We start from the raw sequence: 22237 nt of genomic DNA on the forward strand, positions 1-22237 counted from the left end.
TTGACGTGTTCCGAGAATTGATTCCCGCCGTCCGCTCCGCCGAGACGGTGGGCAGGACGGGAAAAATCGAAAATATCGTGGGCATGTCCATTGAGGCCTCCGGCGGCAGGGCCGCCATTGGCGACATTTGCCGTATTTATTCCAACGAGTCCGGCGGGCAAATTCCCGCTGAGGTGGTAGGCTTCAAAAATGACCACATTCTGCTGATGCCCTACGCCAATATGAGCGGTATCTCCGCGGGCAATTTTGTCCGCAACACCGGCAAGCGGCTTACGCTTCCGGTGGGACCCTTTCTGCGGGGACGGGTGATTAACGCCCTGGGCCAACCTATCGACGGGCTGGAGCCCTTCCAGCGGGCGGACACCTTCTCTGTGGACAGCACTTACATCAACCCCATGGCCCGCCCCCCCATCCGGGAACGGATGGAGTTCGGCGTCAAGGCTATTGACAGTCTGCTTACCATTGGCAAGGGCCAGCGTATCGGTATCTTCGCCGGTTCCGGCGTGGGCAAATCCACCCTGATGGGCATGATTGCCAAGAACGTGAAGGCGGACATTAACGTGATTGCCCTGGTGGGCGAGCGTGGACGCGAGGTTCTGGAGTTTATGCAGAAGGACCTGGGGGAGGAGGGCATGCGCCGCTCCGTGCTGGTGGTAGCTACCAGTGACCAGCCCGCCATGCTGCGGATGAAGTGTCCCAGTGTGGCCACCAGCATTGCTGAGTACTTCTCCGGCCAGGGCTACGACGTCCTGCTGATGATGGATTCCCTCACCCGTTTTGCTATGGCCCAGCGCGAAATCGGTCTGGCCATTGGCGAGCCGCCGGTGGCCAGAGGATATACGCCCTCCATGTACGCCGAGATGCCCAAGCTGCTGGAGCGCAGCGGGAACTTTGAAAAAGGTTCTATTACCGGCGTTTACACCGTATTGGTAGAGGGCGACGATACCAACGAGCCGATCGCCGACACGGTCCGGGGCATTCTGGACGGACACATTGTCCTGTCCCGCCAGCTGGCTAATGCCAACCACTTCCCCGCCATTGACGTGGGGGCCAGCATTTCCCGTCTGATGGTGGAGATTGTCTCTCCGGAACACAGGCAGCTGGCCGGACAGTTGAGAGATATCATGGGCGTATATGAGAAAAACGCCGACCTGGTGTCGATCGGTGCCTACAAATCGGGCACCAATCCCAAACTGGACCACGCGCTGAGCAAGATGGACGCTATCAATCAGTTCCTGATGCAGGGGGTGGATGAGTCCTTCTCCTATGAGGAGAGTTTGGAGCAGCTGCGGCGTATTTTGAAATAGGCCTTTTGTAGGGGTGGATATGATTCGCCCGCCTGCGGGCTGCGGGCGCATGATATGCGCCCCTACAGGAGATATTCCTGAAAAGGAGCATACAGATAGATGAAGAAATTTCGCTTCTCTCTGGAAACCGTGTTAGATTACAAAAACCAGGCGCTGGACGCCCTTCGGGCGGAGCACGGTGCAATTCTGGCCCAGATTCGGGCACAGGAGCAGGTGATTGACAACCTGGAGACCGAGCACCGCGAGGCGGACGCCGATTTTACCCGGCGTAAGATGGAGGGCATCAACGTTTTGGACGCCATGAGCTATGAACAGTACCTCCGCTGTCTAGAGCGCAAGCTCCAGGAGGAGTACCGCAAGCTGGACCGGCTGCGGAAGAGGGAGGAAGACAAGCGCGCCCAAGTGGTGGAGGCCCGGAAGGAGACGGCCACCATTGAGAAGCTGAAGGAGCACAAGCTGGAGGACTACCGCAAGGCGGAGCAGAAGGACGAGGAGCAGCGCATTGAGGAGTTTGTCTCCACCACCCGCGCCATGGCGGCGATGGGTATTTAAAAGGTGAGTTACACTTTTTAGTGTTTCTCTATATAGGTCACAGGAAGGAGGTGAACGCAATGAGCATTCCGCTTTCGTACTGTGACATCAGCGCACGGTGTGGGCAGATGCCCGCTCCCCAGCAGACTCTGGCGGAGCAGACCGGCTGGAACCCCAAGCAGTTCTTTACGAACTACCTGCTGAAAGTTCAGGAACAGAAGGAGAAAGACGCCAAGCAGGCCGAGGAAGATGCCCTGATGGCCATGATCGACGCCATGAACGCCTCTGAGGAAGACAAAGAGGCGGGCAAGACGGACATGGCCGCGGCCAACTCCCTGGCAGACGCCGGCAAAGCCATCATAGCCCAGCACGAGACGGTGGAGGAGGATGGCACCAAGCGGGTGGCCTGGTTCGATCCCACTCAGACCCTGACCATCCAGGTTCTGATGTCCTGCCTGGGCGACCGGTTCACATTTGAACAGGCCGACAAGATCCAGGAAAATCAGGACAAGGTCCAGGAGGACAAGGAGCAGGAGGACAAAGAGGACCGTTTGGAAGTCACAGAAGCGCACAGCCCCAGCAAGACCAGCGACCCCACTCAAACCGGAAAGGAGGTGTAACAAGACATGAATGTGAACGATCAATGGATGCTGGAACGGATGCAGCAGATGGCCGCCAATATGGCCGCTTCCCTGCCTCAGACGGGCCAGAACAGCGAGACCCCCAAAACTGAGAAGGGCGACAGCTTTAAGGACATGATGGATAAGGCCAAGGACCAGAAGGTGGAGTCCTCCCAGCCGGACAATGCCGTCAAGGAGACGAATACCGTCCAGAAGAAGGAGCCGGTCCAGACCGTACAGAAGACCCAGAAGACCGTACAGACCGACCCACAAACCGGGATGCGTCAGATTGATGTGACCCCCGAGGAGGCCGCGCTGCTGGTGGCCGGCTACGCCAAGCTGTCTCCTCCCATGGAGGACGGCACGGTGTGGATGGTAACCGTTCAGGACGAGAACGGTGTGTTCCAGCCGCTGGATGCGCCGGGAGCGGCGAATATCCCCTTCCTGGATGACATGATGGTGGATACCACAGGTGAATGGGTACTGGACGAGATCACCCCGGAGTTCACCCAGGCCCTGGAGCAGCTGCTTCAAAAGACAGGCGATACCCGGTCTGCGGCGGACATTATCGGTGAGCTGCAGCAGAAGGTGGAAGACACCGGCTTTGCGCCCACAATGGAGCTGACCGTTAAAACCGAGGAGGAGCAGGACGACGCCAATCTGGATGCCTCTGAGATGGCAGCCAGCCAGCCGCTGTTCAAAGACGTGAAGGCCGCGCCTGTGAAGGTGGGCGAGAACTTCCAGCTGGACACGGAAGAGCCCGAAATGGACACTCAGCTGGCCGATACCATCCGCTTTGCCGCCCAGCAGGGCTTAAAGCAGATTGAGATCAAGCTCAGCCCCGAAAATCTGGGCAACCTGACCGTCAAGCTGACCCAGAGTGCCGACGGCACCCTCCAGGTGGTGCTCCACACCGCCAACGCCAAGGCGGCCAACCTGCTGAATCAGCACCTCGACAACCTGAACGCGGCTCTCCAGGGCTACGGGCAGAACAACGAGGTCCGGGTAGAGGTCCAGCGCAATGAGGACAGCCAGCAGGCTCAGCAGCAGCAGGCCGATCCTGACGGCCACAACCGCCAGCAGCAGCAACAGCAGCAGCAACAGCAGGACAGCGGACACGACGGCGATTTCCTGCAAAAGCTCCGCCTGGGACTGTTTGGCCTGGACGGCGTGAACTGATTTTAAAGGAGGCGAACCAATATGGCTGATACTTCACTGCCCACTGGATTGGACGCTGCGTACCGCAATACAACCTACGGCACGCAGACTGACTATGACGCCTATGTAAACCGCTGGGCGGAAAAGGATAAACTGGACCAGCTCTATGAGGACAAAACCACGCTGTCCTTTACCGACATGCTGGGCCTGATGGTCAAGCAGTTCCAGAACCAGAGCATGGACAACCAGGCCAGCACCACCGACATGATGAACCAGCTGGTGCAGATGACCTCTATGCAGGCCATGACCGAGCTGACCACCAAGATGGACGAGATGCTTCTGGCCAACGTGATGGGCTATGCCGCGTCTTTGGTGGGACAGACCGTTACCATTGGCGTGTATGACAGCAAGGGCAACCTGAACGAGCTGGTAGGCGTGGTGGAAGGCACCGGCACCTACAACGGCGAGCAGGTCATCTATGTGAATGGCAAGGGCTACTATCTCAGCGAGATCATGGCCGTAGGCAAGCTGCCCCCCAAGGTGGAGGAAGACCCCGACACAGGTGACGACAGCGACGATACTGAGACACCTCCTCCTACAGGTGACGGAGACGGCGACGGCGACGGAGAGTGAGCCAAAGGCCAGGAGGGAATCTGGCCGGAATAAGCGGACAGGAGGTCCGTGAAGAAAGAAGAGGAACGACAATGGCAGAACGCATCAATTCCATCCAGGGCGTGTCCCAGGTGGAGCGCGTCCAGCGGGTCAGCCCGGTAAGCCGGAGTATGACCGGACAGTTTGGCGCTCTGCTGCAGCAGGAGCTGAAAGTCGCGGAGCCCGCGATCTCCTTCTCCAAGCACGCCCAGAACCGGGCTGTTGAGCGGGGTATCCAGGTGGACGACGCCCTGATGGGACAGCTGGCCGACTCGGTCGAGCGGGCCCAGGCCAAGGGAGCCACCAATATCCTGGCCTTCGACGCGACCCGGGCCTTTATCATCAACGTCCCCCACGGGCGGGTGATTACCACCATGTCCCAGGAGGAGATGCAGGAAAACATCTTCACAAATATCGACGGCGCTGTGCTGCTGAAATAAGGCAAAGGCAGGACCTTTTCGGATGCTTTGGTCCTCTGCCCGACTGACAGAGGACCGGCAGCGCCATAGAAAGGAAGTAATTTAGCGATATGACAGGCGCAATGTACGCCGCCATTGGCGGCCTGAAAGCACACATGACCAAGCTGAACGTAATCGGCAACAACGTGGCCAACGTAAACACCTATGGCTACAAGGCCCAGCGTATGACCTTCCGGGAGTCTATTTACACCACCAGCAAGTCCGGCTCCAACGGCGGCGTGACCATGGGCGGCAACAACCCCTCCCAAATCGGCTACGGCTGCTCCGTGGGCTCCATCGACTTGAACATGAGCCCCTCCACCTATGCCCCCACCGGCGTGGGCCTGGACTGCATGCTCACCGGTGAAGGCTTCTTTATGGTGGGCGACAAGCTGGAAAAAGTGGAAAATGAGGACGGCACCGTCACTTGGGTCGGCGGCATTACCAGCGGCAATGACGTGTCTAAGATGGACCTGACCCGTGTGGGCGACTTCTGGGTGGACCCTGACGGCTATATCTGTAACCGTGACAATAAGGTGCTCTATGGCTTTGCCCGGGTGCAGAACCCTGATTATAAGGCGAATGCTACAGCCGCAGAGATTGAGGCTGCGAAACAGAATGGCAAGGACATTACCAGCAAAACCATTATCAGCTCACATCTGGTTCCTCTGCGGGTCCCTCTGTCCGCCGCTGCCCCCACCACGACTAATGGAGGTATTACAGCAGGTGCGAATGGAGGCGCTGATGTTTATAACTGGCAGGAGGGTGACCCGGTTTATCCCTTCCTCAGCGCGGCAACAGGCGGCACTAACCAGTACGCGACTCCAGGCGTTAATGCTGATTTAACTGGCGGCGCGAATAAATCCTGTATGGCCGTTGCGGAGAACACCGCTGAAAATGCGGTTTCTGACGTGATGCCTATCCAGCTGAAGAGCATGAAGGTTGGCCCAGACGGTTCCATTACAGGCATTGCCCCCAACGGCGACACGGTAGTGGTGGGATACGTGGCCGTGGCCACGGTTGACAGCCCCGACGGTGTGACCCACCAGGACGGCTGCTACTACAAGGCCATGGGCGGCGCGGGCAACGTGCGCGTGTCCACCCTGGGCATTGAGCTGCCCACCGCTTACCTGGGCAACAAGGTGGCTCCTGATACCCAAAATGCTGCGGCTGGTACAACCGCTGAGGCTATTGACGCAGTCCTGATTGAGAAGACCACCCAGATCAAGAACGGCGGTCTGGAGGCCTCCAGTACCGATGTAGCCAACGAGTTTGCTGAGATGATTACCACCCAGCGCGGCTATCAGGCCAACACCCGTATTGTCACTGTCACCGACTCCATGCTGGAAGAGCTGGTGAACATGAAGCGGTAAGCTGATTGATTTTTCCGGTTGAGCGCCGCGGGCCCCCTCCGAGGGGGCTCCCGGCGTGAGCCGGGCGGGGGTTATCTCCAAAATGGGAAGCAGAACCCTCCTCCGCCGCTTTCAGCGGCGGGCCCCCTCCCTTTTTATGGGAGGCTCACGAGTGTTTTGAAATAGGAAAGGAAGGTTTGTCATGATTCAACTGACGAAGAGAAACGGGGAGCGGTTTTTGGTAAACCACAACCAGATCGAGAGCATTGAGATGATTCCGGAGTCTAAAATTGTCATGATGAACCGGGACTATTTCATTGTCCGCGAGGACCCGGACACCATCATCAAGCGTATCATGGAGTATTCCGCCAAGGTGCAGGATGTGCATCGTGCCCTGACTGTTGTGGACCGGCGCTGACAGCGCCGGCTGCGGGGCATATTTGACAGGCGTTAAGCCTGAAGCAGAGGGGGCCCTTTCCTGAGCCTGGACCCAACGCCTTTCAAATGCGCCCCGAAAAAGAAATAACATCCCCGGTGGGGAGAGGAGTGTGGACCTGTGAATATTACGTATATCATCGGTACGGTAGTCGCTTTTGCGGTCATGATCGTAGGTATGATGCAGGGCGGTACAGATGGCTTTATCACTATCAGCCAGCTGGGCAACTTTATCGACCCGGCCAGTATCTTTATCGTCATTGGATGTACCTTTGCCGTACTGGTAGCCAGCTTCCCCATCAGCGCGCTGGCTGCCGTGCCCAAGCACTTCGCGACCATCATGAACAATAAGAAGTATGACCCCATGGCCATTATCGACAAGCTGGTTGATCTGGCCCAGGTGGCCCGTAAGAACGGCCTGCTGGCTCTGGAGGAAAAGGGCAATCAGGAGACCGACCCCTTTTTTAAGCAGTGCATCATGCTCATTGTGGACAACAACGACGCCGACCAGGCCAAAGAGATCATGATGAACGACATTGAGCAGTCCGTCGCCCGCCACGAGGACGGCGCGGGCATGTATGAAAAGGCCTCCGCCGTGGCCCCCGCCTTCGGCATGGTGGGTACTCTGGTTGGTCTGATTAACATGCTGAAAGCCATGGACGTGGAGAGCGGCGGCGGCGACCTGGGCCCCGCCATGGCAACCGCTCTGGTTACCACCCTGTACGGCTGCGTGCTGGCCCATATGATCTTTGGGCCTATCGCAACCCAGCTGCGCCGCCGGGACGAGGAGGAGACCCTGTGCAAGCTTATCATTGTGGAGGGCATCATGTCCATCCAGTCCGGCGCCAACCCCAAGTTCCTGCGTGAGAAGCTGCTCACCTTCATGGGTCAGAAGCAGCGCGACGGCGCCGGAGCCGGTAAGAAAGGCGGAGGCGGCGGGGAATAACCCCGTCCCCCTGTATGAACTGAGGTGAAACCATGGCAAGCATCAAGAAAAAAAGCGGCGGAGGCGGCGGCGCCAACTGGATGGATACATACGGCGACATGGTGACCCTGCTGCTGTGCTTCTTCGTTCTGCTTTACTCCATCTCCACCATTGACCAGGAAAAGTGGATGGTCTTTGTCAAAAGCTTCAACCGGGACGCCATTGACGAGGTGGAGCCCATCCCCGGCCCGGTGGATGATCCCGACGGCACCGGAGGCAAGGATCTTCCCCTCCCCGACGAGAATGACATGGTGGACGAGGCGCTGGTTGAGCTGTATGACTACCTGACAGAGTATATTGAGAGCAGCGCGGCCGCTTCGGACAGTATCTCTGTCAGTATGGGTGACGACTTTGTCTTCATCTCCTTTGACGACGCCGTCTTTTTTGACGGCAACAAGTCCGATCTGCGTCAGGACGGCAAAATTGTACTGGATGCCCTGATTCCCGCTATCGCGGAGGCCGGCCCCTATATCGACGAGGTCCGGGTGCTGGGCCACACCGCCCAGTCCCGCAACATCCCCAACACTTCCATTGTGGACCGGACCCTTGCCGCCCAGCGCGCCGCCGTGGTGGTGGCCTATTTCCAGGACAGCATCGGTTATGAGGTGATCCATCCCGGACGGTATGTGGCTGAGGGTTACGGCCAGTGGCGCAACGTGGCTGACAATTCCACCGCCGAGGGCAAGGCCAGAAACCGCCGCGTGGAGATCATCATCAGCGGCCGCGACCTGGAAAACGAGCTGAACGATGACTACCGGCAGTACTACACCATGTCTGATACCAATACCGGCAATACCACCGAGTTTACCGCAGATGGCAACGCCGCCGTCAGCTACAGCACCAACGGAAACTGAGGTTGGTATTTGAAGAGCATTTTCTAAAATGAGGGAACGTTATGGCTGAAGTCTTATCACAAAGTCAGATTGACGCCCTTTTGAATGCGGCCAGAAGCGGAGAACTGGACGTAGACAAACCGGCGGAAAAATCTGCGGAACAAAAATATCGTAAATATGACTTTTACAGCCCGCGCAAGTTCACCAAAGACAGGCTGAAGATGCTCAACAGCATCTTTGAGAGCTATGCCCGGGTCATCAACTCCAGAATCAATGCTCTGCTGCATGCCACCTGCGAAATTGACGTGGACAGTGTGGAGGAGCAGCGCTACTACGAGTTCTCCAACGGCTTGACGGAGAGTGACGTGGTCTCACTGGCTGAGATTGACCTGGGGCATCTCCAGGGTGACGATCCTATCCTGGTCCATATGGACACGCCGGTGGTGCTGTCTATGCTGGATCGCATGATGGGCGGCGAGGGCGACCCGGACCCCACCATACCAAGCGACTACAACATGACCGATCTGGAGCTGAACATGTATGAGAGCCTGGTTGCAGACCTGGTTCCCATTATGGGCAACAGCTGGGAGAACTACATAACCCTGCACTTCTCCTATGTCCGCACCGAGGTGAATCCCACCCTGGTCCAGTTGATTGGCTATGATGAGACAGTGGTAATTGTGGGCCTGAATATCAAATTCCCCAACTGCACAGGCCGGATAAGCCTGTGTCTGCCCGGCGAGATGCTGACCAATGTTTTTTCCGAGATCAGTAAAAATACCAGCCGCCGCACCACTGGCGAGGATAAGTCCGAGGAGATATTTGATACCCTGCGGGACTCTGAGCTGGAAATTGTGGCCGAGTTGGCACGTACCCGGATATTACTCAGCGACCTGTACCACCTGAATGTGGGCGACGTGGTGGACATCAAACGGTCCAAAGACTCCCCGGTCTTCCTGAACATCGGTGGGCGAAGGTGGTTTGACGGCAAAATGGGCACCAGCAACAAGCAGGTGGCCGTGAAAATCGGAGAGACCTACATCAAGATGTAGGCTAAAAGGAGCGAATCTGGATGGAAGATATTATTTTTAGCCCGATGGAAATAGATGCCATCGGGGAGATCATGAACATCAGCCTGGGCTCCTCTGCCACTGCGGCCTCCAACATGCTGGACCACCGGGTGGACATCACAACGCCCAGGGTGAGCGTGGTCAACGCGGAGGATTTCACCCTTGGCAAGATTGAGCCGGCGGTAGGCGTGGAGATCAAGTATGTGTGCGGCCTGGAGGGCAGCAACATCATGCTGCTCAAGCGCAGCGACGTACGGGCCATCACGGATATTCTGCTGATGACCGAGACGCCCGACGAGGAATTTGAGCTCAACGAGCTGTCTATCAGCGCCGTGTGCGAGGTTATGAACCAGATGATGGGTTCCTCCGCTACCGCCCTGTCAGACCTGCTGGGCCGGATGGTGAACATCTCTACCCCCGAGTCATTTGAGTTGGTGGATCTGGACAAGGTGAAGGAGGAGCATTTCCCTGTTACCCACGGCCCTGTGGTGGTGGTGCGCTTTAACCTGACCATTGACGACGTGCTGGACAGCGAATTTATGAACGTCATGTCGGTGGAGCTGGGCAAAGAGCTGATCGCCGGCTTTGGCTTGGGCGCGGAGGAGGAGACCCCCGAACCGGCCCCGGCTCCCGCACCTGCGCCCGCCCCTGCCCCTGCCGGCGGAGGGGCGTCTCTAAGCCAGGAGGAGATCGAAAAGATGATGGCTGGTGGCGCTCCGGCTGCTGCTCCAGCTCCCGCCCCCACTCCTGCGGCCCAGCCGGCACCTGGTGCGACCGCAGCTCCCGCCGCCCCTGCCCCTGGCGTGCCTCAGGCTGGCGAGATGCCCGGCTACCCAGGCTATCCCCCCTATGGCCAGTACCCCTATCCCTATCCGCCCTATCCCATGTATCCGCCCCAGCAGTCTGTGGCGCCGCCTGAGCCCAAGGTCATCAACGCTCAGCCCAACCGCATGAAGGAGCTGAGCAGCGAGACCCAGCTGAATCAGGAGCAGAAGGACAACCTGGACCTGATCCTCTCTGTCTCCCTGGAGGTGGCGGTGGAGATTGGCCGCACACGTCGGAAGATCCAGGATATTCTGTCCTTCTCCAAGGGCTCTCTGGTGGTGCTGGACAAATTGGCGGGCGATCAGGTGGACCTGCTGGTCAACGGACAGTGTGTAGCCAAGGGTGACGTGGTGGTCATTGACGACAACTTCGGCATCCGGATCACCGAGATTTTACAGAAGCCAGATATCAATGTGCTGACCCAGGGCTGAGCCCTTTTGTATATAAAAAGCAACTAAAAAGCAACTATTTTTAAAAAAAGGATGGTTTAACTATGGCTAAGATTCTTACAGTTGACGACGCCGCTTTCATGCGCAAGGTCATTAAGGACACTCTGAGCAAGGCCGGTTACAGCGAGATCTACGAGGCCGAGGATGGCGCCATGGCAGTTGAGAAGTACAATGAGCTCAAGCCCGACCTGGTGCTGATGGACATCACCATGCCCAACATGGACGGCCTGGAGGCCCTGAAAGCCATTCGGGCTTCCGATGCCAACGCCAATGTGGTCATGTGTTCCGCCATGGGCCAGGAGACTATGGTTATCGACGCAATCCGTTCCGGTGCCAAGGACTTTATCGTTAAGCCCTTTAAGCCCGAGCGCGTACTGAAGACGGTTACTTCCATTGTAGGCGAGCCTTAATGTACTACTGGTCCCAGATTCTCTCCGTGCTTGGCCTGCTGGCCGTTGTCCTGTTGGTGATGCTTGGAGCCTATGTGTTCACCCGCTGGGCGGGAAAAAATTTAGGTGCCGGCGGGTGGCTGATCCGAAGCGGAGGCAGCCGCCTCCAGATACTGGACCGGGCAGCCTTGGGCCGGGACCAGTCTGTACTGTTGATAAAGGCTGGGCAGCGTTATCTGCTGCTGGGCTGTACCCCCACTGGACTGACTCTACTGGCTGAGCTGACCCAGGAGGAAGGAGAGAACTGGGAAGCGCCTGCGTCTCCGGAGGGGCCGGAAGGAAAACGGCCCCTGGATTTCCGCGCCCTGATGCAGCGGCTGAGAGAGAAAAAATAACCCGAAGTGCCGGTGAATGAATCGAGGTGAGGAAGGATGCCAACCGACGCGCTAATCAATGTAAATGGTGATAGCGTACAGACGCTGGAGATCCTGTTCCTGACCACCGTCATGATGCTTCTGCCTTCGCTGATCATCATGATGAGCTCCTTTACCCGGTATGTGGTGGTTTTTTCCTTCCTGCGCAATGCCATGGGTACCCAACAGACGCCTCCAAACATGGTGCTGGTGGGTATGGCCCTGATCCTGACCCTGTTTACCATGAGTCCAACTCTGGCAGCCATCAATGAGGAGGCCTTTGTCCCCTACCAACAGGAGGAGATTACCCAGGAGGAGTTCTTTGACCGGGCTCAGGTTCCGCTCAAGCGGTTTATGGCGAACTGGGCGGAGCTGGAAAGCGTGGGACTGTACTGCACTATGTCCGGGGTTGAGGCTCCGGAAACCCAGGAGGAAGTGGTTCAGCTTCCGCTGACGGTGATTATTCCAGCCTTTGTCACCAGTGAGTTGAAGCATGCCTTTATACTGGGCTTCCTGCTGTATATCCCTTTCATACTCATCGATATGCTGGTGGCATCCACCCTGATGTCTATGGGTATGGTCATGCTTCCGCCGTCTATGATCTCCACCCCCTTTAAGCTGTTGCTGTTTATCCTGCTGGACGGGTGGCAGCTGCTGTTCTCCACCTTGGTGGCAGGCTTTTCGTTAGGGTAAGGAGGGAACATGGATACATCATTAATAACTCAAAAGCTGCGTGAGGGCATCTGGGTTGTAATCAAGCTGGGTGGTCCTATGCTGGTGCTGAGTATGGCGGTAGGTGTACTGGTAGCCATCTTTCAGGCGGTGACCCAGATCCATGAGCAGACGTTGGGCTTTATCCTTAAGCTGACTGTGATTATCCTGGTGCTCCTTGTAGGAGGCGGCTGGATGATGGAGACCCTGCTGGACTATACCCGGGGGATCTTTGAGCTGATGGCCACCCGATAGGGAGGGGCGCGCTGTGGACTGGACTTCACTTACCCTCTTTTTGCTGATTACAGGCCGTATGACTGGCTTTGTGGTGTTCAACCCCCTCCTTGGGCGGCGGGGCATCCCCAATATGATTAAGGCAGGCTTTATCCTGCTGCTGTCAATCTGCGTGTTCTCCATGAGCCCCGCCCAGGTCCAGGTGCCGTCCACCCTGCTGGGGTTGGCCTTCACCTTCCTGTTGGAGCTGTTTTTGGGCTATGCGCTGGGCCTGATCGTCAATATCTTTTTCTATATTCCCATCATGGCCGGATCTGTCATTGATATGCAGATGGGCCTGTCTATGGCATCCACCTACGATCCCGCCTCGGGCATTCAGGTGACGGCTACCTCCACGTTGCTCAACGCGTTGATGTCACTGCTGTTCTTTGCGGCAAACGGCCACCACACTCTGATACGCATCTTTGCCAATTCCAGCCTGGTGATTCCCTTCGGCGGGGTGGCGCTGGGAGATAACTTCTACGCCGCTATGATCCAAATCTTCATTGACTGTACCATTCTGGGTGTCAAGCTTAGCATGCCCATTCTGGCGGCGGAGCTGATGGGTCAGGTGGGTATGGGCATTCTGATGAAGGTGATTCCTCAGATCAATGTCTTTGTCATCAACATTGATTTGAAGGTAATCATTGGTCTGGTGCTGGTGATGCTGCTGCTGGCCCCGTTCAGCGACTATCTGCTGGACGCGGAGACCGAGATGCTGCTTACCCTCCAGCATATATTGCCCCTCATGTCGGGCTGAGCAAACCTACAAAACGGCTGACAAAGGGGGGATCATTCCATGGCCGGTGACTCCAAAACCGAAAAGGCGACACCAAAGAAACGGCGAGACGAACGAAAAAAAGGCAATGTTCTGATGAGCAAGGACGCCGTTGCCGTTTCCACCCTGATTGGCAGTTTGTTCATGATCCAGATCATGGGCAAGGTGGTAGTACAGCAGATGGGAGCTCTGTTTAATCTCTGCTTCTATTATATGGGCTCCGGCGTGGTGGAAATGGTCCCTGGAGTGTTCTTTGAGCTGTTTAAGACGGTGCTGCTGTCCTTTTTTGTGATGGCCGGCCCCTTTTTGGGCGTCACCGCCCTGCTGGCGGTGGGAGTGACCTTTTTCCAGACCAAGATGCTTGTGGCCACAGAGTCCATCAAGCCTAAGTTCAGCCGGCTCAACCCCTTGCAGGGCTTAAAACGGCTGTTCTCCCTGCGCAGCGTGATTGAAGCTGTCAAGAGCATTTTAAAAATCTCTGTTCTGCTTTTTTTGATTTACAACTATTTCACCGGTGTGGCCCTGACGTTCAGCAGGTTTCTGGACATGAGCCTGGTCCAGTCGTGCAGTATCCTCTTTCAGGATATCATCACTCTGGTGATTCAGATCGCGGTGGCTTTCACCGCCCTGGCCTTCTTTGACTATCTGTATCAGTGGTGGGACTACGAACGCCAGCTGAAAATGTCCAAACAGGAGATCAAAGAGGAGTATAAACAGACCGAAGGCGACCCCCAGATCAAGGGGAAAATCAAACAAATCCAGCGTCAGCGTGCCCAGCAGCGCATGATGCAGCAGGTGCCCGGCGCTGACGTAGTCATCCGTAACCCCACCCACTTTGCCGTAGCCCTGCGCTATCACGAGGAGGAGGACAGCGCCCCGGTAGTGCTGGCCAAGGGCATGGATGAGCTGGCCCTGCGCATTGTCAAGGTAGCGGAGGAACACAGTGTCTCCGTAGTGGAGAATGTCCCCCTGGCCCGGGCTCTGTACGCCTCTGTGGACCTGGGACGGGAGATCCCCCCCGAGCTCTACGGCCCGGTGGCCGAGGTGCTGGTCTATGTGTTGAAGCTGGACCAAAAAAACTGATAAAGCTGCGAATTCTTCCCGTTTTGTGGAATTCAAATAAAAAGGAAAGGATGACACCATGCGGCGTATTTTTCAAAACAGCATAGCCCTCCTCGTGGTGGTCATCGTTCTGTTCCTGATCGTCCCCCTGCACCCAGCCCTTCTGGATATCCTGATCATCACCAATATTTCCCTGTCTATTGTGATTTTGATGGTCACGATGACCATCTCGGAGGCGCTGGAGTTCTCTATTTTTCCATCCCTTCTGTTGATTACCACCCTGTTTCGTCTGGGCTTGAACGTATCCACCACCCGGTCTATTCTGAGCTTTGACGGCAGCAGCGGCGAAACTCCGGGTACCCAGGTCATCCAGACCTTTGGCGAGATGATTACTCAAGGCAATATCGTGCTGGGTATTATTATCTTCTTTATTATCGTGCTGGTGCAGTTTATCGTCATTACCAAAGGCGCCGAGCGTGTGGCCGAGGTGGCCGCCCGCTTCACCCTGGACGCTATGCCCGGCAAACAGATGGCGATTGACGCCGACCTCAGTTCCGGTCTGATCAACGAGCAGCAGGCCCGTGAGCGCCGGTCCAAAATCCAGCGGGAGGCCGACTTCTACGGCGCTATGGACGGCGCGACCAAAATCGTCAAGGGCGACGCCATCATGTCCCTGATTATCACGGCGATTAACCTGATCGGCGGTATTATTATTGGCTCCATCAATGGCGTGGGCGACTTGGGCACAGTGGCACAGACCTATTCTATTGCCACCATTGGTGACGGCCTGGTATCTCAGCTGCCCGCTTTGATGATCTCCACCGCCACCGGCATGATCGTCACCCGGTCGGTGTCTGAGGGCAGCCTGAACGCCGACGTCATCAACCAGTTTGCCCGTCAGCCCCGGGCCATCCTCACCGCCGGTGCTGTGCTGGTTATCCTGGGCATCATTCCCGGTACGCCCACTGTCCCCCTGCTCATTGTGGGCGTGGGACTGGCCGTATTCGGCTATCTGATGAGTGGACGTCTGGAGCGCCAGGAGGCCGCCCAGTTGGTCCAGCCTGAGGAGCCTGTGGTGACCGATATGACGGCGGCTCCCAGCGAAACCGATTATTATAAGGATATCAACAACGTCTACGGGTTGCTCACGGTAGACCCCATTGAAATGGAGTTCGGTTACAGCCTGATCCCCCTGGTGGATGAGAACAGCGGTGGCAAACTCATCAGCCGTATTGTGATTTTCCGCCGGCAGTATGCTCAGGACATGGGCTTTGTCATCCCCTCTATCCGCCTCCACGACTCCTCCGCGCTGGGTACCAACCAGTATGTGGTAAAAATTAAGGGAGAAGAGGTGGCCCGGGGCGAGATTCTGGTGGATTACTATCTGGCTCTGGAGCCCGTCAGTCCCGCCGGTGAGATCGACGGCATTGAGACTATTGAGCCTGCCTACGGCATCCCCTCCCGGTGGATTTTGCCGGAGAACAAAGAAATGGCGGAGATTTACGGCTACACCGTTATCGACCCCCTGTCTGTGATGCAGACCCACCTGTCTGAGGTGGTCCGCCGCCACGCCTACGAGCTGTTGGGCCGGGCGGAGGTGATGCAGCTGGTGGAGAACCTGAAAAAGACTGCCCCGGAGCTGGTGGAGGAGGCCATCCCCAGTGTGATGTCCTATGCCAACCTGGAGCGTATCCTGCGCAATCTGTTGAAGGAGGGTGTCCCCATCCGGGATCTGGCCACCATTCTGGAGACTGCGGTGGACTCCCTGATGACCACCAAGGACATCGATATGGTGTGCGAGAATATCCGCGTGGCGCTCAGCCGCACCATTACCCGCCGTTTCTGCGAGCACGGTCAGCTTCGGGTGGTCACCTTGGACGCCGAGGTGGAGAAGCGGGTTATCAGCTCCCTGAGCAAGAACGAGCAGGGCATCTACTTGGCCATGGGTCCCGACTTGATGCAGAGTATTGTCACCCAGCTGGCCGATTACTTAAAGAAGTTCAGCGACTTGTCTCAGACCCCCATTGTGCTGACCAGTCAGGTCATCCGTGTCTATCTGAGCAGAATGCTGTCTCAATTCTACCCTGGCGTCTATGTGCTGTCCTTTAACGAGATTACCAGCGACGTGCAGATCCAGTCCCTGGGCAATATCACCCTGGACGCTGCGCCGGCCCGGCCTGAGAGAAAGGCGGCAGCGGTATGAGCGGGGCGGCGACGTCCGGGCGGGAAAAGCTGACTTGGAGCCAGGAGGAGCTGGACGCGCTGACCACGGAGGAGCTGCTTTTAACCTATAAGCGCACCGAAAATGAGGAGCTGAAATGGCCTTTGGTGATGCGCTATGTGGGGCTGGTCAAGACCATTGCACTCCAGGTTCGGGGGGTATACAGCAGCTTTGCCCAGGTGGACGACATTGTCAATGAGGGACTGCTCACCCTGGCCGGGGCGGTGGACAAATTTGACCCGGACAAGGGCATCAAGTTTGAAACTTATGTGTCCAAGCGAATCCGGGGGGCGGTGATCGACCTGGCCCGGCGGCAGGACTGGGTGCCCCGCAGCGTGCGGCGGAAGGCCCGGGATATTGACCAGGCCAGCAGCGAGCTGTTTTCCGAACTGGGCCGCTACCCCACCGACCAGGAGATGGCTCAGCGCCTGGGTGTGACCCAGGACCAGTATCAGGAGGATCTGGCCAACTCCTCCATGTGCAACGTGCTCTCGCTGGACGCCCTGTTTGAGGACCGGGAGCAGAACGGCGGAGCGGATGTGCCTGACGGCGCCGCTGACAGCCGCCCGGAGGACTCTATGCTCCGCCAGGAGCTGCTGGAGACGCTGACAAAGGCCATTGAATCCCTGCGGGAGAATGAGCAGATGGTCATCTCCCTTTACTACCACAAAAACCTCAGCATGAAGGAGATCGCCCAGGTGATGGAGGTCAGCGAGCCCCGCATTTCCCAGCTCCACTCCCGAGCCATCCAGAAGCTGAAGCTTTATATGAATCACTATATGACCGGCATGAAGTAGGCCGAAGACGAGAGGAGTTTTATACTATGCTGAAGGGGTTTTATAATCTGACTTCCGGAATGCTGTCTCAGGGGCGGCGGCTGGACGTTGTGGCCAATAATATGACCAACATCTCCACCGCCGGCTTTAAGGCCGAGCAGTACACCGACCGCACCTTTGACGAGGTAATGGCGGTGCGTATTGGCAACAAGGACAAGTCAGTCTATCAGGAGCTGCCCACCTATCAGGCCCATATCCTGGCCCCGGATCATCTGTATACCGACTTCACCCAGAGCTCCTTTGAGGAGACCAATCTGCCCCTGGACTTTGCCATTGAGGGGGAGGGCTTCTTCGCCATCCAGACAGTGGACGGCGTGGCCTACACCCGGGCGGGCAGCTTTACCCTTGACAACGAGGGCTACCTGTGCCTGTCTGAGCTGGGCCGGGTGCTGGACCGGGAGGGCAATCAGATCCAACTGCCCACCGACAAGCTGGAGGCTGATGCCCAGGGCAACCTGTCCACCGAGAACGGCGAGTATCTGGCCACTCTGGGTGTGTTCATGTTTGAGGACAACGGGGAGCTGGAGCGTACACCCTATGGCCTGTTTACAGGTGACGGCGCCCAGGTCAATGAGAATGTGACCATTCACCACAAATGGGTAGAGCGGTCCAATGTAAGCCTGATTGAGGAAATGACCAACATGATGACCACCCAGCGGGCTCTTCAAAGCGCCGCCCAGATGAGCAAGATCTATGACGAGGTCATCACCCGGGCTGTGAACGATATCGGCAGGATGCAGTAATCATCCGGAAAGGAAAGGCGTGAGCAAGCTATGAATATGTCCTTCTACACCGGCGCTGTGGGCGCTTATCAGCAGCAGCAGCGCATGAATGTCCAAGCCAACAACATTGCCAACGTGAACAACTATGGCTACAAGGCGGAACGGGCCACCTTCCATCACCTGATGTACGGCAATGTGACCGGTATCGACCAGGAGCAGCTGCCCAAGGGCACCGGCACCAAAATGGTAAAGGCCAGCGTGGACTACGAGACCGGCGGCTATGTGGAAACGGGCTTCACCTTCGACTTTGCCATTACCGGAGACGGTTTCTTTGCGCTGTACGATCTGGTCAGCCAGGAGGTTTCGTTCAGCCGGGACGGCGCGTTCATCATGGCCCGGTTTGAGGTAGAGCCGGACGAGGACGCTGAGCCTGAGATTGACCCTGTAACCGGAGAGGAAATTCCGCCCGAAAACACTGTGGAGTGGCGTCTGTCCGACAACGAGGGGCGCTGTGTGCTGGACAGCACAGGCAACTTTATTGTTGTTGACCCGGAAAACCGGGAGGCTGATCTGGATATCGGTGTTTTCGACTACCGGATCTACGACGGTATGCAGCACGCCGACAGCGGACGCTTCTCGCCCACGGATAAAAACGGCGACCTGTATCTTGGTACGGGAAAGGTGATACGGGGTTATCTGGAGCGCTCCAATGTGGACCTTGCTCAGGAGCTGGTCAAGGTGATCGAATCTCAGCGGGCTTACAGCTACGCGCTGAAGATGGTGCAGACATCAGATGAGATTGAGCAGACCATCAACGGCCTGCCTAACTAACCTAACTAACTAGAAAGAAGGGAAGCTGGGGTATGATAAAAAACTACGATCAGTTGTCGTCACTGGAGATTGATACCCTGCGGGAAATAGGCAGTATCGGAACCGGCAACGCCGCTACCGCCCTGTCCCAGATGCTGGGCAAAGAGGTGCGCATCACCATGCCGGAGGTACGTATTATGGGCTATAACGAGGCCATCGAGTGGATCGGCGGTCCAGAGGCGGTTACCGCTGGCGTTCTGGTGAAGATGAGCGGCGACGTAGGCGGCATCATGCTGTCAGTACAGAAGCTTGACTTGGTCAACTTCATTTTGGAGACCATGCTGGGCCAGGGAATTCAAGGCTATGAGGAGTTGGCTGAGCTGGAGCAGTCCGCACTGATTGAGATCGGCAATATTATGATTTCCGCCTTTGTGACGGCGCTGTCCGGTCTGGCCGGAGTCAACATCAACCTGACGGTCCCCGCCTTTGCGGTGGATATGCAGGGCGCTATTTTGGCGGTGCCGATGGCCGAGTATGGCGGTATGTCCGACTATTTGATGACCGTTGGCGGCAATTTTGTGAGCAACGGCCAGGAGATCCCCAGCCATCTGCTGTTGTCCCCCGATCTTCGGTCGTTAGAGTTCTTGATGAGGAAGCTGGGCGTTAGCGATGGCTGAGCACAAACTGACAGTAGGAATTGCCGATATGAAGATGCTCCAGGGGGAGGGCATCCTGATAACCTACGCGTTAGGCTCTTGTATCGGCCTGTGCTTTCATGATCCAAAACTGCGGCTGGGGGCACTGCTCCACATTATGCTGCCGCTGAATATGGAGGCTGGACGAGCCCATCCGCTAAAGTACGCCGATACCGGCATTAAGGAGACCTTGAAGCAGATGGAGGCCAAGGGGGCTTCACGCAGCCGGATGACGGTAAAGATTGCCGGCGGTGCTAAAATGTTTGAGATTGCTGGGGGCGGCGGCCTTGGCAATATCGGACAGCGGAACATTGAGAGCGTCCATGCCATCCTGAAGCGGGAAAATATCCGCCTTTTGGCGGAAAATGTGGGCGGAAGTGTGGCCCGGACCCTGCTTTTTGACGTGGCCAGCGGCCAGGGCTGTATCCGGTCCTACGGCCAGAAAGACATTATTTTCTAAATCCTGAACCAAACGCGCCGGACGGCGCCATCCTAAATAGAGTGAGGAGTGTCAGAAATGGCGGAGGTACATAACGGCGGTATTCTTTTGGAGTCCGGCACCAACGAGATCGAGATCATGGAGTTTACGATTGACGGAAACTTGTACGGAATCAATGTGGCTAAGGTGCGGGAGATTATCATGCCTACCCCGGTCAAGATGATGCCTCACGCCCACCCGGCTGTGGAGGGGATCATCAAGCCCCGTGACATTGTGATAACGGTGGTCGATCTGCCCGAATACCTGGGTGCTGGCAGCCCGAAGGGTGAAAAGGACCTGTTCATTATTACCAATTTCAACAAGATGTTTATCGCTTTCCGGGTGCACACGGTTGTTGGAATCAACCGGATCTCCTGGATGGACATCCACAAACCGGACAAAACGGTGTCCGGCGGCTCTGAGGGCGTGGCCACCGGCATTGCCCAGTGCGGCAAGGACCTGGTGACTATTCTGGACTTTGAACGCATTGTGGCTGAGATTGCACCGGAGACCACCATCCAGATGGATGAAATCGATCAGATGGGCCCCCGTACCCGCAGTGACGAGCCCATTTGGATTGCGGAGGACTCCATTTTGCTGTCCAAGATGATTGAGGACTGCCTGCGCAAAGCCGGGTATGTCAATCTGCGCATGTTCCCCAATGGCCGGGAGCTTTGGGAGGCCCTGAATGCCCTGCCCGAAGAGCATAGTCTCTTTAGTCAGGTGGCACTGATTATCACTGATATTGAGATGCCTCAGATGGACGGCCACCGGCTGACAAAGCTGGTGAAGAGCACTCCCCGCTTCGCCCCCGTTCCGCTGATTATTTTCTCCTCTCTGATCAGTGAGGAGATGCGGATCAAGGGCCGCCAGCTGGGTGCTGACGAGCAGATGAGCAAGCCGGAAATTGGACACCTGGTGGATGTAATGGACCATCTGCTGCGCGACTTAAAGGTAGGATAAGATTGAGAAAAGCTGGACGCCCATGCTGTAAAGCATGGGCGTCCACTGCTATATATAAAGGCGGCCTTTGGCCGCCCCCGCGGTTTTGGTGTTTTTGAAAATATTGATCCAAGATAGCGCCGCCTGACTGGTTTAACATCAGTCAGGCGGCGCTGCTTTATGCAAAATGCATTGTTACAAAAAAGTGTACTTTTTAGTAAGCTGCTATCCTTCTAAAAATTTCCTCAGAAAGTATTGAATACTTGATAGTTTTGTGTTATCTTATTAACAGAAGCAGGTTGTAAAATACCTTGTTATAAGGTACACTTTCCTGCAAGCTAAAGAGGTATGGAGTCAGGAAGGTGCAGAATGGGACATTCTACAAAAAAGTTGGATTTGACGGGGCAAAAGTATGGAAAACTGACCGTTTTAACCCCGGCGGAGCGTATAAACGGCAGGACGGCCTGGCGGTGCCGGTGCGATTGCGGGCAGGAGAAGGTGGTCCGGACCAGCCATCTGCGGGACGGCCATACGACCAGCTGCGGCTGCGTGAGAGGTGAGGAACAGCCGCGGTCCCGCCGGGAGCGCACCGGGGCACGGGGTCCGGGCCTCCAGGGGCTGACTTATATCGATGGCACCTGCATTGAGATGCTGGCGGCAAAAACGGTGCGAAGCAACAACACAAGCGGCGTGCCCGGCGTGGACTGGCGGGCATCCAAGGGGGTGTGGCGGGCGTCGATCTGTTTTAAGGGCCGAAGGATGTATCTGGGCAGCTATGGCCGGTTTGAGGACGCCGTTCGGGCCCGGAAACGGGCTGAGGAGGAGCTGCACGACAGCTTTGTGAGGGAATTTGCCCAGGCCGCCTCTGAGGGGGCGGCGGAAGGTTGATTCATAGACCGGATTTTGAAGGGAGGCAGCACTATGGAACGTGAATATCCACCCTGGAGATGGCCCGCTGCGGTTGAGTGCCGGCGGCAGCGGGAGGGCGGTTTGCTCGGCCAGACAGGCACATTGGCAAACCATAGGAAACTGTGGGACTGCAAAGCTATGGGAACTAAGGCATCGAATTCGTGGAGCGGTGCTATGTTAGCCCGGCTGCTGGACACTAGTAAACCGTTTGAAAAAACGGGACACAAAGCCACGGGGCCTACGGCGGTTTTTTTTGCAAAAAACCGCTACGGCAGCCCAGCCGCCGGATACTTTGCATCCGAAAAATTGCAAAGAAAGGAAGAT

26 protein-coding genes and 2 riboswitches are annotated in these 22237 nt (G+C 56.7%); all 26 genes read left to right on the forward strand.

The window, feature by feature from the left end; all coding sequences use genetic code 11:
• Window positions 1–5 precede the first annotated feature (5 nt).
• The 26 genes from fliI to NFS22_RS00380 all read left to right on the forward strand — a co-directional run bounded on the left by fliI (window position 6) and on the right by NFS22_RS00380 (window position 21892).
• Entirely contained in the window at window positions 6–1307 is a 1302-nt protein-coding gene (gene fliI, locus NFS22_RS00255; RefSeq protein ID WP_251315772.1) for a flagellar protein export ATPase FliI, read from the forward strand.
• Between the two features lie 99 nt (window positions 1308–1406).
• Window positions 1407–1859 (forward strand): flagellar export protein FliJ, encoded by a 453-nt coding sequence (gene fliJ / locus NFS22_RS00260; protein WP_251315773.1) that lies wholly within the window; start codon window positions 1407–1409, stop codon window positions 1857–1859.
• A gap of 59 nt (window positions 1860–1918) precedes the next feature.
• Window positions 1919–2458 (forward strand): hypothetical protein, encoded by a 540-nt coding sequence (locus tag NFS22_RS00265; protein ID WP_251315774.1) that lies wholly within the window; start codon window positions 1919–1921, stop codon window positions 2456–2458.
• A 6-nt stretch (window positions 2459–2464) separates the two neighbouring features.
• Window positions 2465–3637, forward strand: a complete 1173-nt coding sequence (locus tag NFS22_RS00270) for a flagellar hook-length control protein FliK (RefSeq protein ID WP_251315775.1) — start codon at window positions 2465–2467, stop codon at window positions 3635–3637.
• Window positions 3638–3658: 21 nt separating this feature from the next.
• Window positions 3659–4249 carry a flagellar hook capping FlgD N-terminal domain-containing protein gene (locus NFS22_RS00275; protein WP_251315776.1) on the forward strand — a complete coding sequence of 197 codons (591 nt, stop codon included), beginning with the start codon at window positions 3659–3661 and terminating at the stop codon, window positions 4247–4249.
• Window positions 4250–4320: 71 nt separating this feature from the next.
• Complete coding sequence (locus NFS22_RS00280) at window positions 4321–4707, forward strand: flagellar biosynthesis protein (protein ID WP_251315777.1); 387 nt, start codon at window positions 4321–4323, stop codon at window positions 4705–4707.
• Window positions 4708–4796: 89 nt separating this feature from the next.
• Window positions 4797–6098 carry a flagellar hook-basal body complex protein gene (locus NFS22_RS00285; protein WP_251315778.1) on the forward strand — a complete coding sequence of 434 codons (1302 nt, stop codon included), beginning with the start codon at window positions 4797–4799 and terminating at the stop codon, window positions 6096–6098.
• Between the two features lie 181 nt (window positions 6099–6279).
• Window positions 6280–6495: a flagellar FlbD family protein gene (locus tag NFS22_RS00290; protein ID WP_251315779.1), complete on the forward strand. Its 216-nt coding sequence runs from the start codon at window positions 6280–6282 to the stop codon at window positions 6493–6495.
• A gap of 138 nt (window positions 6496–6633) precedes the next feature.
• Window positions 6634–7458: a motility protein A gene (locus NFS22_RS00295; protein ID WP_251315780.1), complete on the forward strand. Its 825-nt coding sequence runs from the start codon at window positions 6634–6636 to the stop codon at window positions 7456–7458.
• 32 nt (window positions 7459–7490) lie between these two features.
• Entirely contained in the window at window positions 7491–8351 is an 861-nt protein-coding gene (locus tag NFS22_RS00300; protein WP_277614727.1) for a flagellar motor protein MotB, read from the forward strand.
• A 41-nt stretch (window positions 8352–8392) separates the two neighbouring features.
• Window positions 8393–9382: a flagellar motor switch protein FliM gene (locus NFS22_RS00305; protein WP_251315781.1), complete on the forward strand. Its 990-nt coding sequence runs from the start codon at window positions 8393–8395 to the stop codon at window positions 9380–9382.
• Between the two features lie 20 nt (window positions 9383–9402).
• Entirely contained in the window at window positions 9403–10656 is a 1254-nt protein-coding gene (gene fliN, locus NFS22_RS00310; protein WP_251315782.1) for a flagellar motor switch protein FliN, read from the forward strand.
• A gap of 62 nt (window positions 10657–10718) precedes the next feature.
• Window positions 10719–11084 carry a response regulator gene (locus NFS22_RS00315; protein WP_251315783.1) on the forward strand — a complete coding sequence of 122 codons (366 nt, stop codon included), beginning with the start codon at window positions 10719–10721 and terminating at the stop codon, window positions 11082–11084.
• Entirely contained in the window at window positions 11084–11458 is a 375-nt protein-coding gene (gene fliO, locus NFS22_RS00320) for a flagellar biosynthetic protein FliO (RefSeq protein ID WP_251315784.1), read from the forward strand. Before NFS22_RS00315 ends, fliO begins: the two co-directional genes overlap by 1 nt.
• Window positions 11459–11494: 36 nt before the next feature.
• On the forward strand, window positions 11495–12169 hold the full coding sequence (fliP, locus tag NFS22_RS00325; protein ID WP_251315785.1) for a flagellar type III secretion system pore protein FliP: 675 nt from the start codon (window positions 11495–11497) through the stop codon (window positions 12167–12169).
• 9 nt (window positions 12170–12178) lie between these two features.
• A complete protein-coding gene (gene fliQ, locus NFS22_RS00330) occupies window positions 12179–12442 on the forward strand; it encodes a flagellar biosynthesis protein FliQ (RefSeq protein ID WP_251315786.1) in 264 nt (87 codons plus the stop codon).
• 13 nt (window positions 12443–12455) lie between these two features.
• Window positions 12456–13220 carry a flagellar biosynthetic protein FliR gene (locus NFS22_RS00335; RefSeq protein ID WP_251315787.1) on the forward strand — a complete coding sequence of 255 codons (765 nt, stop codon included), beginning with the start codon at window positions 12456–12458 and terminating at the stop codon, window positions 13218–13220.
• Between the two features lie 39 nt (window positions 13221–13259).
• A complete protein-coding gene (gene flhB, locus NFS22_RS00340; protein WP_251315788.1) occupies window positions 13260–14321 on the forward strand; it encodes a flagellar biosynthesis protein FlhB in 1062 nt (353 codons plus the stop codon).
• Window positions 14322–14379: 58 nt separating this feature from the next.
• Window positions 14380–16503: a flagellar biosynthesis protein FlhA gene (flhA, locus tag NFS22_RS00345; RefSeq protein ID WP_251315789.1), complete on the forward strand. Its 2124-nt coding sequence runs from the start codon at window positions 14380–14382 to the stop codon at window positions 16501–16503.
• Window positions 16500–17318, forward strand: a complete 819-nt coding sequence (locus tag NFS22_RS00350; RefSeq protein ID WP_251315790.1) for a sigma-70 family RNA polymerase sigma factor — start codon at window positions 16500–16502, stop codon at window positions 17316–17318. Before flhA ends, NFS22_RS00350 begins: the two co-directional genes overlap by 4 nt.
• Window positions 17319–17344: 26 nt before the next feature.
• Window positions 17345–18100 (forward strand): flagellar hook-basal body protein, encoded by a 756-nt coding sequence (locus tag NFS22_RS00355; protein ID WP_251315791.1) that lies wholly within the window; start codon window positions 17345–17347, stop codon window positions 18098–18100.
• A 30-nt stretch (window positions 18101–18130) separates the two neighbouring features.
• Complete coding sequence (locus tag NFS22_RS00360) at window positions 18131–18910, forward strand: flagellar hook-basal body protein (protein WP_251315792.1); 780 nt, start codon at window positions 18131–18133, stop codon at window positions 18908–18910.
• A gap of 32 nt (window positions 18911–18942) precedes the next feature.
• Entirely contained in the window at window positions 18943–19566 is a 624-nt protein-coding gene (locus NFS22_RS00365; RefSeq protein ID WP_251315793.1) for a chemotaxis protein CheC, read from the forward strand.
• Window positions 19559–20044 (forward strand): chemotaxis protein CheD, encoded by a 486-nt coding sequence (locus NFS22_RS00370; protein ID WP_251315794.1) that lies wholly within the window; start codon window positions 19559–19561, stop codon window positions 20042–20044. Before NFS22_RS00365 ends, NFS22_RS00370 begins: the two co-directional genes overlap by 8 nt.
• Window positions 20045–20101: 57 nt before the next feature.
• Window positions 20102–21025: a chemotaxis protein gene (locus NFS22_RS00375; RefSeq protein WP_251315795.1), complete on the forward strand. Its 924-nt coding sequence runs from the start codon at window positions 20102–20104 to the stop codon at window positions 21023–21025.
• A gap of 348 nt (window positions 21026–21373) precedes the next feature.
• A complete protein-coding gene (locus tag NFS22_RS00380) occupies window positions 21374–21892 on the forward strand; it encodes an AP2 domain-containing protein (RefSeq protein ID WP_251315796.1) in 519 nt (172 codons plus the stop codon).
• A 115-nt stretch (window positions 21893–22007) separates the two neighbouring features.
• Window positions 22008–22107: riboswitch (cyclic di-GMP riboswitch) on the forward strand.
• Window positions 22108–22201, forward strand: a riboswitch (cyclic di-GMP riboswitch).
• Window positions 22202–22237 lie beyond the last annotated feature (36 nt).

The sequence above is a fragment of the Flintibacter muris genome, assembly GCF_943192995.1.
Classification (GTDB): domain Bacteria; phylum Bacillota; class Clostridia; order Oscillospirales; family Oscillospiraceae; genus Lawsonibacter; species Lawsonibacter muris.